This is a genomic window from Trinickia symbiotica, assembly GCF_003028655.1.
Taxonomy (GTDB): domain Bacteria; phylum Pseudomonadota; class Gammaproteobacteria; order Burkholderiales; family Burkholderiaceae; genus Trinickia; species Trinickia symbiotica_A.
The window spans coordinates 198,715-212,572 of record NZ_PYUC01000010.1; the positions used below are offsets into that span (position 1 = coordinate 198,715).

Sequence of the window (13,858 nt, forward strand, 5' to 3'; positions counted from 1 at the left end):
ATCGTGCATGAGCCATTTCCTGGACCGCCTGCGCTATTTCACGACATCGAGACCGCAGTTCTCGGACGGTCACGGTGCCGTAACCGACGAGGACCGGAAATGGGAGGACGGCTATCGCAAGCGCTGGCAGCATGACAAGGTCGTCCGTTCAACGCATGGCGTGAACTGCACCGGCTCATGCTCGTGGAAGGTCTATGTGAAGGGCGGCATCGTTACCTGGGAGACACAGCAGACCGATTATCCACGCACGCGTCCGGATATGCCGAACCACGAGCCGCGTGGCTGCTCGCGGGGCGCATCTTATTCCTGGTATCTGTACAGCGCGAATCGCCTCAAGTATCCGCTCGTGCGCAGCGCACTGGTACGGCAGTGGCGCGAGCACCGCCGGACGCTCGCGCCCGTCGACGCGTGGCGCTCGATCGTCGAGGATGCCGATGCGCGCCGCGAATACCAGAGCCGGCGCGGCCTGGGCGGCTTCGTACGTTCGACCTGGGACGAGGTGAACGAGATCGTCGCGGCGGCCAACGTGTACACGGTCGCGCACTATGGCCCGGACCGAGTCGTGGGCTTTTCGCCGATTCCTGCGATGTCGATGGTGTCGTATGCGGCGGGCTCGCGCTATCTTTCGTTGATCGGCGGTGTGTGCCTAAGCTTTTACGATTGGTATTGCGATCTGCCACCCGCGTCTCCACAGACGTGGGGCGAACAGACGGACGTACCGGAATCCGCCGACTGGTATAACTCGACGTTCATCATCATGTGGGGCTCCAATGTCCCGCAGACGCGCACGCCAGACGCGCACTTCCTCGTCGAGGCGCGATATCGCGGCACGAAGGTCGTTTCGGTATTCCCCGATTATGCCGAAGGCGCGAAGTTCGGCGATCTATGGCTGCATCCGAAACAGGGAACGGACGCGGCGCTCGCGCTCGCAATGGGCCATGTGATCCTGAAGGAATTCCATTTGGCCGGAAAGAGCGACTATTTCATCGACTATTGCAAGCGTTACACGGACATGCCGTGCATCGTGCGGCTCCTGCCGCACGGTGACGGCTACGTCCCTGACCGCCTCGTGCGCGCCTCGGATTTCGACGACGCGCTCGGCGAAACGGCGCATCCCGACTGGAAGACGGTGATGATCGACGATGCGACGGGCGACTACGTGGTGCCGCTCGGCTCGGTCGGGTTTCGTTGGGGACAGCAAAACGACGCGGACAACGGCAAGTGGAATCTCCGGTCCAGGACCTCAGGCGGCGCCGCGCTCGCGCCTCGGCTCTCCTGCAAGGACGCTCACGAAGCGGTGGTCGACGTGCTGTTTCCGTACTTCGGCAATCAGCCGCACGCACACTTCAATCACACATCGCATCGATCGGAGCTGTCGCGTAAGGTAGGGGTTCGTCGCGTCGCCACACGTGACGGTGAGATGCTCGTCGCGACCGTGTACGACCTGTTCGTCGCCAACTATGGGCTCGACCAAGGCCTTGGCGGTCGGGACATTGCGGCGAGCTACGACGACGATCAGCCCTACACGCCGGCGTGGCAGGAAGCGATCACCGGCGTGAAGCGCGCCGACGTCATCGCGGTGGCACGGCAGTTCGCGGAGAACGCCGAAAAGACACGCGGCAAATCGATGGTGATCATCGGCGCGGGCATCAACCACTGGTTCCATATGGACATGGCCTACCGCGCGATCATCAACATGCTGATCATGTGCGGCTGCGTGGGTAAGCCGGGCGGCGGCTGGTCACACTATGTGGGCCAGGAGAAGCTGCGTCCGCAAACGGGTTGGACCGCGCTCGCGTTCGCGCTGGACTGGAACCGGCCGCCACGGCAGATGAACGCGACGTCGTTCTTCTATGCGCACACCGATCAGTGGCGCTACGACCCGATGAATCCTGGCTCTTTGCTGTCGCCGCTTGCCGACAAGACGCGCTACCACGGCCGGCCTATCGACTACAACATCCGCGCTGAGCGCATGGGGTGGCTGCCGTCCGCGCCACAACTGGGTGGGAATCCCCTGAGAATCGGTGCGAGCCTGACTGATCCGACACACGCGGCGCCCGAGGTCGCGAAGCGGCTCGTGTCCGGCGAGTTGAAGATGGCTTGCGAGGACCCTGATGCGCCGGACAACTTTCCGCGCAACCTGTTCGTCTGGCGCTCGAACCTGCTCGGCTCGTCCGGCAAGGGCCACGAATACTTCCTCAAACACCTGCTCGGCACGACGCATGGCGTGCAGGGCGATGATCTCGGCAAGACGGGCGCGTCGCGTCCGGAAGAGGTGATTTGGCGCGATGACGCGCCGCGCGGCAAGCTCGACCTGCTCGTCACGCTGGACTTCCGCATGTCAACGACGTGCATGTACTCGGACATCGTGCTGCCGACGGCGACATGGTACGAGAAGGACGACATGAACACGTCCGACATGCATCCGTTCGTTCACCCGCTATCGGCCGCGGTCGATCCGGCGTGGCAGTCGAAAAGCGACTGGGAGATCTTCAAGGGGATCGCTAAACGCTTTTCCGAATTGAGCGAGGGGCATCTCGGCGTCGAGCGCGACGTCGTGCTGGCGCCGATCGCGCACGACACACCGGGCGAGCTCGCGCAGCCATTCGATGTACGGGATTGGAAGCGCGGTGAGTGTGAAGCGATTCCGGGCCGAACGATGCCGTCAGTGACGGTTGTCGAGCGTGACTACCCGAACGCGTACCGGCGTTTCACATCGCTCGGTCCGCTGATGGATCGGCTTGGCAACGGCGGAAAGGGGATCGGCTGGGACACGAAGGAAGAAGTCGAGCTTCTCGCCGAGCTCAACTATCGGGTGGCGGAGGAGGGGGCAACGCAAGGCCGTCCGCGCATCGATACGGCGCTCGACGCGGCCGAGGTAATCCTGTCGCTTGCGCCCGAAACCAACGGCGAAGTTGCGGTGAAGGCGTGGCGCGCGTTGTCGGACATCACCGGCATCGACCACACCCATCTAGCCGAGGCGCGCGCCGACGAGAAGATCCGCTTTCGCGACCTTCAAGCGCAGCCTCGCAAGATCATCTCATCGCCGACCTGGAGCGGGATCGAGTCCGAGCAGGTCTCGTATAACGCGGGATACGTCAATGTCCACGAACTGGTGCCGTGGCGCACACTGAGCGGGCGCCAGCAACTCTATCAGGACCATCCGTGGATGCGCGCATTTGGTGAGTCGCTTTGTGTCTACAAGCCGCCCGTCGACACCGGCAGCTACGCTCAGATGCTCGGCACGCGGTCGAACGGCAATCCGGAGCGGGTCTTGAACTTCCTCACACCGCATCAGAAGTGGGGGATTCACAGTACGTACACCGATAACTTGCTGATGCTGACGCTATCGCGCGGCGGACCGATCGTCTGGATTTCCGAAGACGATGCGAAGGCGATCGGCGCCGTCGATAACGACTGGATCGAATGCTACAACTCGAACGGCGCGCTGTGCGCGCGGGCTGTCGTCAGTCAGCGGGTGCCATCCGGCATGGCGATGATGTATCACGCCCAGGAGAAGATCGTGAACACGCCCGGCTCGGAAATCACCGGCACGCGTGGCGGCATCCACAACTCGGTGACGCGCGTCGCGCTCAAGCCGACGCATATGATCGGCGGCTATGCACAGCTCTCGTACGGCTTCAACTACTACGGAACGGTCGGCTCGAATCGCGATGAGTTCCTGATCGTCCGCAAGATGAACCGGGTCGATTGGCTCGATGGGGAAGCCGATCAAGGAGAGAAGTCATGAAGGTGCGCGCGCAGATCGCGATGGTGCTGAATCTCGACAAGTGCATTGGCTGTCATACATGCTCCGTGACTTGCAAGAACGTCTGGACGAGCCGCGAAGGCATGGAGTACGCGTGGTTCAACAACGTCGAGACGAAGCCGGGCATCGGCTATCCCAAGGAGTGGGAGAACCAGGATCGCTGGCACGGTGGCTGGACGCGCCGCGCCAACGGCACGATCGAGCCGCGAGTCGGTGGCAAATGGCGAGTGCTCGCGAAGATCTTCGCGAATCCCCATTTGCCGGAGATCGACGACTACTACGAACCGTTTACGTTCGACTACGCACATCTGCAGCAGGCAGGCGACGCGCGCGCGATGCCAGTGGCGCGGCCACGTTCGCTCGTGAGTGGCGAGCGGCTCGAGAAGATCGAATGGGGGCCGAACTGGGAGGAGATCCTCGGCGGCGAGTTTGAAAAGCGCGCCAAGGACTACAACTTCGAAGCGGTGCAGAAGGAAATCTACGGGCAGTTCGAGAACACCTTCATGATGTATTTGCCGCGGCTATGCGAGCACTGCCTGAATCCGGCGTGCGTCGCCGCGTGTCCATCCGGCTCGATCTACAAGCGCGAGGAAGACGGCATCGTGCTGATCGACCAGGACAAATGTCGCGGTTGGCGGATGTGCGTATCGGGCTGTCCCTACAAGAAGATCTATTACAACTGGCAAAGCGGCAAGGCCGAGAAGTGCATTTTCTGTTATCCGCGCATCGAGGCTGGCCAGCCGACCGTCTGTTCGGAGACCTGCGTTGGGCGGATTCGCTACCTGGGCGTGCTGCTATACGACGCCGACCGGATTGCCGAGACGGCCAGTGTCGAGCAGGAAACCGATCTGTACGATGCCCAGCTCTCGCTGTTCCTCGATCCGAACGACCCTGAAGTGGTCCGTCAGGCGGAACGCGATGGCGTGCCGGCCGCTTGGCTCGACGCGGCCCGACGTTCTCCCGCGTACAAGATGGCGATCGAGTGGCGGATCGCATTTCCGCTGCATCCGGAATACAGGACGCTGCCGATGGTCTGGTACGTGCCGCCACTGTCGCCGATCAACGCGGCGGCGACGAGTGGCACGCTCGGAATGAACGGCTATCTGCCCGATGTCGAATCGTTGCGAATCCCGCTGCGCTACTTGGCGAACCTGCTGACCGCGGGCGATGAGGCACCGGTGAAACTCGCGCTTGAGCGGCTGCTCGCTATGCGTGCCTTCATGCGCGCTCGACATGTCGACGGCGTCGATGCGCCCGGTGTACTCGAGCAGGTGGGCTTGTCGCGAGGGCAGGCCGAGCAGATGTACCGCTATCTGGCAATCGCCAACTACGAAGACCGGTTCGTGATTCCGACGACTCATCGCGAGTACGCGGAGGACGCGTTCGAGCTGCGCTCGTCGTGCGGCTTCTCGTTCGGCAATGGCTGCTCGGACGGGCGCTCCGAGGCCAGCCTGTTCAGCCCGAGGAAAGGCGCGAAGACGATTACGATTCGGCAGGAGTCCTGAGATGAGTACGGCACCCGACGCGACCTATGCGGCATTTTCCGCGCTGCTCGATTACCCGGACGAAGCGCTGCTCGATGCGCTCGATTCAATCGAAGTTCAAATGCGCGATGTGGCGCGTTCCCTGCAGACTAAGCAGGCCGGGCTCGAGCGCTTCTTCGAGTATTTGCGCGAGCGGGACCTGCTGACCCTTCAGGAGAATTACGTCGCACTGTTCGATCGCGGCCGGTCCACGTCGCTGCACCTGTTCGAGCACATCCATGGCGAATCGCGCGACCGCGGCCAGACGATGGTGGACCTGCTGCGGATGTATGAACAGCACGGCCTCTTTCTGAAGCCCGGCGAGTTGCCCGATTACCTGCCGGTGTTCCTGGAGTACTTGTCCCGGCTACCTGGGCCCGACGCGCGTGCGTTGCTCGGCGAGACAGGCGAGATTCTTCGCGCGATCGCGGAGCAGCTCGCCAGGCGTGGCAGTCATTACAGCTTCCTCGTCGGCGCGCTATTGCCGCTGATGGGTGCCGAGGCTATCGAGGCGCCGACATTTCCGGACGACGACGCTGAGGCCGAGCGACCCAGCGCGGCCGACTATCGCGCGCTTGACGCCGCCTATGGAGATGAACCGGTGCGCTTCGTGGGCGCAACGGCGCCCGCCGAAGAAACGATACGGTTCTACGACAAACGGCCCGGCCGGCAGCCGTAGGCACGGTCAGCCCATAGAGGGAAAGTCATGAACGACTACTTGCATCAGTTTCTTTTCGGCATCTATCCGTACGTTTGTCTCGCCGTCCTGATCATTGGCAGCCTGATCCGCTTCGATCGAGAGCAGTACACATGGAAGAGCGATTCGTCGCAGCTGTTGCGGCGTCGTGCGCTGCGGGTCGGCAGCAATCTGTTCCATTGGGGCGTGCTCGTCGTTGTGCTCGGACATTTCGCGGGGTTTCTCGCGCCGAACTGGCTCGTGTCGCCGTTCCTTTCGTCGTCGGGGCACCAGTTGGTCGCGATGGTCGCGGGTGGCGCGGCGGGCGCCGTGGCGATCGTCGGCCTGACGATTCTGATCGTGCGGCGGCTCGGCGATCCGCGCATCAGGCGCAACAGCCGGAATTCCGACATCGCGATTGTGCTGATGCTGTGGGCCCAGCTCGCGCTCGGGCTCGGAACGGTCGTCCTGTCGACGCGCCATATGGACGGCGCCCTGTTTGAGCAGCTGACAGACTACGTGAAGGGCATCGTCACGTTTCGACCGGATGTCGCGAGCTTGCTCGCGGGCGTGCCGCTGACGTACCGGCTGCATATCCTGCTCGGCTTCACGATTTTTCTCGTGTCGCCTTTTACGCGGATGGTGCACATCTGGAGCGGCATAGCGTCGCTTGCCTACGTCATTCGCCCGTACCAGATAGTGCGTAAGCGTTGAGAGGATGACGATGACCGACGAGCTTGGAACCCAATCGAGGCTGGCTGCGGGATGCATGCGCATCAACGGTGTCGAATTCGACGCCGATACGATCGCGGCTGAAAGCGCTTATCACGCTCATGCGCCCGATCCGCTCGACGCGGCCCGACGGGCACTGGCCGTGCGCGAGCTGCTCAGGCAGCGCGCCGTCGCACTGGGGATCATCGGCGAAGATGCGCCCATCGGCGACGATACGATCGATGCTCTGCTCGCACTCGAATTGACGCATGTGCCGGACGCAGACCCCGAGGAGTGTGAGCGCTACTACGAGCGTCATGCGGCGCGATTTCGCCGAAACGAGATCGTCTATGCGAGTCACATCCTGTTCGCCGTGACGAACGGCGTGCCGCTTGCCCCGTTGCGGCGACGTGCCGAAGCCGCCCTCGCGGCTGTGCTTGCCTCGCCGACGACGTTCGAGGCCGTGGCGCGGGAGATGTCGAATTGCCCATCCGCCGGCGTGGGGGGCAGCCTGGGGCAATTGATGCGCGGTGACGCCGTGCCCGAGTTCGAGTCGGCCGTGTTTGACACGCGGGACGTTGGCGTGCTGCGCCGTCTCGTCAACACGCGATTCGGTTTTCATATCGTGCGCGTGGATCGCCGGGTGGAAGGTGACACGATCTCGTTTGCCGAAATTGCCAGCGCAATTGCCGCCTTCCTGTCGGAGCAAGTAAGGCGCAACGCGATGCGGCAATACCTGTCTGTCCTCGCCGGCGGCGCGCGCCTTGACGGCGTCGAGTTGGGCGGCGCGACCAACCCACTGGTGCAATGATTGGGAGAACGGGGATGGCTTTTCAGAGCGATGCGGTGGTGGGCGTAAATGGACATGCTGTGACGACGCGCGCATGGAGTGTGCTGTTCGCGAGCACGCTTGCCTTCATGATGTGCTTCATAGTCTGGATGATGTTCGGTGTTCTCGGCGTGCAGCTTCGCGAGGACCTGCATCTGAACGGCACGGAATTCGGTCTGTTGACATCGACCCCTGTGCTTACGGGCGCTTTGATGCGGCTCCCGCTTGGCGCCTGGACGGATCGCTTCGGCGGCCGAATCGTGATGACGACGCTGCTGTTGGTCTGCGCAGTGCCGGTGTTCGCGGTGAGCTATGCAACGCAGTTCTGGCAATTCCTGCTGATCGGCCTCTTCCTCGGCTGCGTCGGCGCATCATTCGCGGTCGGCACGCCCTACGTCGCACGGTTCTTTCCGCCAGAGCGCCGCGGCTTTGCAATGGGCGTGTTCGGCGCGGGCACTGTCGGCGCGGCGATCAACCTCTTCGTTACGCCGTCGCTGCAGGCGGCGTATGGCTGGCGCTTCGTGCCGAAAGCGTATGCTGTCGCGCTCGTCGCTACGGCCGTGATCTTTTGGCTGGCCTCGGCGCCCGATCCGGGCGCCGGCAAGGCCAAGGGATCGTGGCTCGATTCGTTCCGCGTGATTCGCGACCCGCGCGTGTGGCGCCTGTGCCAGTATTACTCGATCACTTTCGGCGGGTTCACCGCGCTGTCGTTGTGGATCCCTCAGTACCTGAAAAGCGAATACGGCATGACACTTGTCGCCGCGTCGGCGTTTGCAGCCGGATTCTCATTGCCCGGCTCGGTGCTGCGCGCGCTCGGCGGTGCGCTGGCCGATCGGTTCGGTGCGCATGCGGTGACATGGTGGGGGCTCTGGATCGCTTGGGTGTGTCTGTTCGTGCTCTCCTATCCGGCCACCGACCTTGTCATTCATACGATCGACGGTGCGGCCACACTGCGCATTGCCATGCCGGTCGGCGGATTCGTCGCCATATCGTTCATGCTGGGCATCGTGTTCGCGTTCGGTATGGCATCGACATTCAAGTACGTCGCGGATGAGTTTCCGGAGAACATGGGGGTCGTGACCGGCGTCGTGGGACTTGCTGGAGGCCTTGGCGGATTCCTGTTGCCGATCTTCTTCGGCGCGTTGCTCGATGTGTTTCGCGTGCGGTCGACTTGCTTCATGTTCCTTTACGGAATCGTCTGGGTGTCGCTCACTTTGATCTATCTGTCAGAGGTAAGGCGCATGCGGGTCATCGCATAGGTTCCACAGTCTCGTTGCATCGCCTGACGCCATTGATTCCGCGCGAAAGAGGAAGAAGGCGCGGGCGATATGCACCGAGACATCGCATCAGGGAAGGATTTTGACGATCATCTCGAACAGCCGCTCGAGGTCGTCCTCGAGCTCGGTTCCTTCGAACGGGTCGCGATTCGTGCCGAAGCCGGTGTCGATCCTTTCCCACTCCGCGTTCGTCAGTAGCCGGCGCGCGGCTGGTAGAACGACTTCTTCCTCGAGACGCATATGCTCGAAGTAGAATTCGGCGAACGCTCGAACGAGATCGCGCAATTCGGCGAATGCCGGCTCGCCTTTGAGCTCGTAGCGCGTCAACGCGTCCTCGAGCGCGCGCACGAGCCTCTCGTCCTCGGCATGTTGAGATCGGAGCTTCCCGATGACGGCATCGAGTTCGGACGAGCGACCGGACAGCGGTGGAAAAAGATAGCAGTCCTCCTTCGGATGATGGACTTGCTCGGGGTACTCGCGAATGTAGTAAAGCATCGCGCGTAGCACCATGATGCCTGGGACCTGTTCTCCGCCCTCGACTCGCTCGACGAAGCGCAGCATCCCGCCGATGACGGCCGATAGTTGCCCGTGTTCGTTGAGAATGACCTGAGTGGCATTGCGGGGCATGATCGCTTGCATGGATGACTCCGAGAATTGGAACCGGTGAATCAGCTCCATGGCATCCTCGTTCGAGGTGCTTCAACTTCACAGTATTTGAAGCAAAAGTGTGTTGCTTTGACACACGTCAAGCGGCTCGATGTCGGCCACCGCCAATCGGCCATGCGGATCGATCGACGCTGTCCCGCCGGCGAGCGAATCGGCCTCGACATGATCGGCGTCAATGCGAAGCGCGAAGCATTGCGCGATGCTGACATTTGAGGCGGCGCCGTTGCGAATTGGTGGCGAACCGTCCGGTACCCTTCGTGGCGAGGAACATCATGGCTTATCGAAGAATCATGCTTGCCGTGGACGGCAGCGCGTCATCGAAACGGGCCACGCTGGAAGCGACGCGAATCGCCGCGCTTGCGCAAGCGTCGGTGCTCGCGGTCCACGTCGTCGACCTGAAGTCGCTTCTTGCATCCGGCGAGGCTTATGCGCAGACCTTGAAGGGCAACAAGGCGGGGCACATTATCCTTGCGGAAGCGCGCGACGTCCTTCGATCGGCCGGAATCGCAAGCGAGGAAGAACTCGTCGAGACCAACGGGACAGGCGATGACATAGCGAGTTGTCTGGAGCGCTGTGCATCGCGTTGCGCGGCTGATCTCGTCGTCATGGGGACGCACGGCCGGCGCGGCGTCAATCGGTTGATGCATGGCAGTGTCGCAGCGCGATTTCTGACCTTTGCGACTCGTCCTGTCCTGGTCGTGCGGGCTGACAACGACGAGGAAAGCATGTAACGCCAACCGGAAGGCGAAGCGACTGGGCTGCCGCCCATTGAGGGTGATCAGCCGTCGGCCGTTCGCCGCGAGTTGACACGCGCCGCGAGTTGACGAACGCCGTTCGTCAGATGCCGTCCTCGTCAGCGAAAACGCTCGATTCGGCCCGAGTCGAGGTGTCGTCGATACATTGCACGTGCCAGGAACCCGTCTTGGCGGCCAATCCGTTACGCTCGTACCAAAGGGCGCATCCTGTTTCACCCTCGAAGGGTCCACCGTGCCGGCGCAACCGAAGACCTTGCAACACGCACCGCGGCCAGCCATCGTGTACTCCACAGAGCACGGTGCTTTCGGCGTTAAGCCGCAGGTTTCCCCATCCAGGCAGTTGCAAACCCATGTGGGATTCTCGCGACCACCTGAGTGAATCGTCATCGAGCCAGATGATGGCATAGCTCGTCGGGTCGATACGATCGAACATCCCGAGATGGATGGTAATTCGCATGATGTTGCCCTCCTGCACGCACGAGCTGCGATCCCGCCGATTCAGCGCGCGTATTGACTCGAGGCCTGGTCGGCCAGCGGATGCGCGTCATTCGGAGTAACTGTCGCCGCTTCGCTTCGCCCAATCGGCATTGGCATGTCGCACGATTCAGTTTAGGGGCGGCCATCTCGATCGGATTGACCGGCGTCAATCAACGTTTGGGGCGCGTCGTGTCTGCTGAAAGCGGGCGGGGGCATCAGCGGACGCGTCTAGGGCTGTTCGTCATACTTAAGCCGTCGCCTTCCTACGTGGATGGCGGGTTCTGTACGAGTCAGCACACCGCTGCGTTTAGCGCGGTTATAAAATCGCGTGACAGCGTCAATCGTGCTCAGCTGAGAATTGCGGACTGTGCGTTACGACGGTCGAGCCGAATACAAATCGCCGGAGACTGAATTGGAGCCCCGCAAGCCGCTGGGCGGCCTGCCCCAGCAACTCTTCCAACAGGTGGTGGAAGCGGCACCCAACGCAATGGTGATGGTGGACCGCGAGGGGCGGATCGTGCTGGTCAATTCGCAGACGGAAAAGCTGTTCGCCTATTCCCGCGAGGAGCTCTTCGGGAAGTCTATCGAAACACTGGTACCGGAGCGCTTGCGCGGCGGGCATCACAGCTATCGCGAAGCGTATTTCGACGAGTTGCAGCCTCGGCCGATGGGCTCGGGCCGCGATCTTTACGGACGTCGCAAGGATGGTTCGGAATTTCCGGTCGAAATCGGGCTCAATCCCGTGCGGACTTCGGAGGAGGTGTTCGTCCTTGCTGCCATCGTGGACATCACGCAGCGAAAGAGCGCGGAGCATGAACTGCTGAGACGGACCGAGGAGCTGGCCCGCTCCAATCACGACCTCGAACAGTTTGCGTACGTGGCCTCGCACGATCTCCAGGAACCGCTGCGCGCCGTCGCGGGGCCTTTGCAACTTCTGCAACGCCGATATCAAGGGCAACTTGATGCGCGTGCCGACGAATTCATTGCGCACGCGGTGGATGGCGCGGCGCGCATGCAGAAGCTCATCGACGACCTGCTCGCCTATTCGCGCGTAGGCCGAACCGACACCGCGCACCAGTTGACTGACTGCGGGGAGGCCCTGGATCAGGCGCTCAAGAGCTTGAGCGTCGTTCTCCAGGAGTCGGGCGCCACAATCAATCGGGGGGAGCTTCCTACCGTAATGGCCATCCCCACACAGCTCACGCTGCTCTTTCAGAATCTGGTGGGAAATGCGCTCAAATTTCGATATGAGGACCGCCCAGTGCAAATCGACATCGGCGCGCAGCGTCAAGGCGACGATTGGGTGATCACGGTGAGAGACAACGGGATCGGAATCGATCCTCAATACTTCGAGCGGATATTTCTCATTTTCCAGCGCCTGCATTCGCGGGCCCAATATCCGGGCACGGGATTAGGACTAGCGTTGTGCAAGCGAATCGTCGAGCAGCATGGTGGCCGCATCTGGGTCGAGTCAGCGCCTGGCAGTGGTACCACGTTCTTTTTTACGCTGAGTGCCAAGGCGGGCCGGAACATTTGAGCTCGATACAACCTGCGGGAGAAACCCATGCCTTCCGAAGTCACGGACAGTCTGATCCCTATCCTCCTGGTCGAGGACAGTCCCACGGACGTCATGATGACACGTGAGGCCCTCGAGTACTATAAGGTGCGCAATCCGTTGCACGTCGTTGAAGATGGTGTGGCAGCGATGGAATACCTGCGGCGGGAAGGCAAGCATCGCGATGCGCCACGGCCGGGCCTCGTCATGCTCGATCTCAATCTGCCAAGAAAGAGCGGGCGCGAAGTACTCGAGGAACTGAAGGAGGATCCCGAGCTCAGGAGCATTCCCGTGGTCGTGCTGAGTACGTCCAAATCGGAGGAGGATGTGGCGAAATCATATGTTCTGCACGCCAACTGCTACATCACGAAGCCCGTTGACTTCAGCAGTTTCGTCGAGGTCGTGCGCAGTATCAACGACTTCTGGTTTGGCGTCGTGACGTTGCCTCGCGTGTAATCATGGACACCGTGCAGCAGCTTCGGACCCTGCTGGTCGAGGACAATCCGACCGATGCGCTGGTGATCGGCGAGGTGCTCGCGGACGTGCCGGATTTTCAGCACCGGCTCGTTCACGCTCAATCGTTGTCGGAGGCGCTTGCGCGGGTCCGGGCGGTGCCATTCGACGTCGTGCTCCTCGACTTGGGCTTACCCGATGCGCAGGGCCTCGACACATTCAAAGCGTTTCATCGGCAGGCACCGGAGTTGCCGGTGCTCGTGCTCACCGGTCTCGATGACTCGTCGGTGGGCCTGCAAGCGATCCACCACGGCGCGCAAGACTATCTGCAGAAGCGGGATATTCGCCCTTCCGAGTTGAGCCGCGCGATTCGCTATGCGATCGAGCGTCATCGTGAGGCCGTGGCGCTCAAGGAGTCGCGCGGGGAACTGCAGCGCCTTTCCGCGAACATTCAGCATGTACGGGAAGAAGAAAAGGCACGCGTCGCTCGCGAGCTGCATGACGACCTCGGCCAACAACTGGCCGCGCTCAAGATCGAGGTCGGCAAGATTGAAAACCGTGCCGAAGGCGCGAGGACCGCGATGAGCGGAGCCGACCTTGGCAATATCCACGATTTGCTCGATCGGCTTATCGTATCCGTCAGGCGCATCGCAGCCGATTTGCGCCCTGCCATTCTCGACGAGCTGGGTCTGCTTCCGGCAATCGAATGGTTCACAGACGAGTTCTCGGCACGGCATCGCGTGCGCGTCATCCGACGTATCGCAGCCGACGATATCGAGTTCAACCGCAGGAGCGCGACTGCGATATTCCGGATCGTTCAGGAATCGATGATGAACGTCGTTCGGCATGCCGGCGCGACCGAGGTGACACTCGAAATCGAGTGCAAGGGAGGGAACTGTGTCGTGACCATCTCGGACAATGGTCATGGCTGTCCGGGCGATGAGCGCCCGTCGTCCAATTCGTTCGGCCTGCTGGGCATGCGTGAACGCGCGGCAGGGCTCAACGGCGAGCTATCGATCCGGACCTCGCCTGGCCACGGCTTTAGGTTATCGGTTTCATTGCCCCTCGCGGCGATAGTAGGCCCGGAGTGAAGTCCGAGGGCGCCCGACCAGCGGCGCCGATTCGTTTGTACGGTAACCATCCGGATCGACCCGAAGTGTCGACGGT

General features: G+C 61.9%; 12 protein-coding genes and 1 pseudogene. 11 read left to right on the forward strand and 2 right to left on the reverse strand.

Annotated elements, in window-relative coordinates; all coding sequences use genetic code 11:
• Positions 1-7: 7 nt before the first annotated feature.
• The 6 genes from C9I57_RS20790 to C9I57_RS20815 are packed head-to-tail and all read left to right on the forward strand — an operon-like array spanning position 8 to position 8,767.
• Positions 8-3,751, forward strand: coding sequence for a nitrate reductase subunit alpha (locus C9I57_RS20790; RefSeq protein WP_107152516.1), 3,744 nt, complete (start codon positions 8-10; stop codon positions 3,749-3,751).
• Positions 3,748-5,274, forward strand: a complete 1,527-nt coding sequence (narH, locus tag C9I57_RS20795; RefSeq protein ID WP_107152517.1) for a nitrate reductase subunit beta — start codon at positions 3,748-3,750, stop codon at positions 5,272-5,274. Before C9I57_RS20790 ends, narH begins: the two co-directional genes overlap by 4 nt.
• 1 nt (position 5,275) lies before the next feature.
• Positions 5,276-5,971 carry a nitrate reductase molybdenum cofactor assembly chaperone gene (gene narJ, locus C9I57_RS20800; RefSeq protein ID WP_107152518.1) on the forward strand — a complete coding sequence of 232 codons (696 nt, stop codon included), beginning with the start codon at positions 5,276-5,278 and terminating at the stop codon, positions 5,969-5,971.
• A gap of 27 nt (positions 5,972-5,998) precedes the next feature.
• Positions 5,999-6,682: a respiratory nitrate reductase subunit gamma gene (narI, locus tag C9I57_RS20805; protein WP_107152519.1), complete on the forward strand. Its 684-nt coding sequence runs from the start codon at positions 5,999-6,001 to the stop codon at positions 6,680-6,682.
• 10 nt (positions 6,683-6,692) lie between these two features.
• A complete protein-coding gene (locus C9I57_RS20810; RefSeq protein ID WP_107152602.1) occupies positions 6,693-7,490 on the forward strand; it encodes a peptidylprolyl isomerase in 798 nt (265 codons plus the stop codon).
• Positions 7,491-7,504: 14 nt separating this feature from the next.
• The gene (locus C9I57_RS20815) at positions 7,505-8,767 is read left to right on the forward strand and encodes an MFS transporter (protein ID WP_107152520.1); all 1,263 of its coding nucleotides are present in this window, start codon (positions 7,505-7,507) and stop codon (positions 8,765-8,767) included.
• A gap of 87 nt (positions 8,768-8,854) precedes the next feature.
• On the opposite strand, the gene C9I57_RS20820 is transcribed toward C9I57_RS20815, so the two are convergent.
• Positions 8,855-9,424: a hemerythrin domain-containing protein gene (locus C9I57_RS20820; RefSeq protein ID WP_107152603.1), complete on the reverse strand. Its 570-nt coding sequence runs from the start codon at positions 9,422-9,424 to the stop codon at positions 8,855-8,857.
• 96 nt (positions 9,425-9,520) lie between these two features.
• On the opposite strand from C9I57_RS20820, the gene C9I57_RS32815 reads away from it, so the two are divergent.
• A complete protein-coding gene (locus C9I57_RS32815; RefSeq protein ID WP_181321897.1) occupies positions 9,521-9,664 on the forward strand; it encodes a hypothetical protein in 144 nt (47 codons plus the stop codon).
• A 59-nt stretch (positions 9,665-9,723) separates the two neighbouring features.
• Entirely contained in the window at positions 9,724-10,182 is a 459-nt protein-coding gene (locus tag C9I57_RS20825; protein ID WP_107152521.1) for a universal stress protein, read from the forward strand.
• Between the two features lie 106 nt (positions 10,183-10,288).
• On the opposite strand, the gene C9I57_RS20830 is transcribed toward C9I57_RS20825, so the two are convergent.
• Positions 10,289-10,663, reverse strand: a complete 375-nt coding sequence (locus C9I57_RS20830) for a DUF3564 family protein (RefSeq protein WP_107152604.1) — start codon at positions 10,661-10,663, stop codon at positions 10,289-10,291.
• A gap of 465 nt (positions 10,664-11,128) precedes the next feature.
• Between C9I57_RS20830 and C9I57_RS20835 the strand changes: the two are divergent.
• The 3 genes and pseudogenes from C9I57_RS20835 to C9I57_RS20845 all read left to right on the forward strand — a co-directional run.
• Positions 11,129-12,220: pseudogene (locus C9I57_RS20835) on the forward strand (sensor histidine kinase); the annotation flags it as partial.
• 27 nt (positions 12,221-12,247) lie between these two features.
• On the forward strand, positions 12,248-12,694 hold the full coding sequence (locus tag C9I57_RS20840) for a response regulator (RefSeq protein WP_107152523.1): 447 nt from the start codon (positions 12,248-12,250) through the stop codon (positions 12,692-12,694).
• Complete coding sequence (locus C9I57_RS20845) at positions 12,694-13,782, forward strand: response regulator (RefSeq protein WP_440130233.1); 1,089 nt, start codon at positions 12,694-12,696, stop codon at positions 13,780-13,782. Before C9I57_RS20840 ends, C9I57_RS20845 begins: the two co-directional genes overlap by 1 nt.
• Positions 13,783-13,858: the final 76 nt, after the last annotated feature.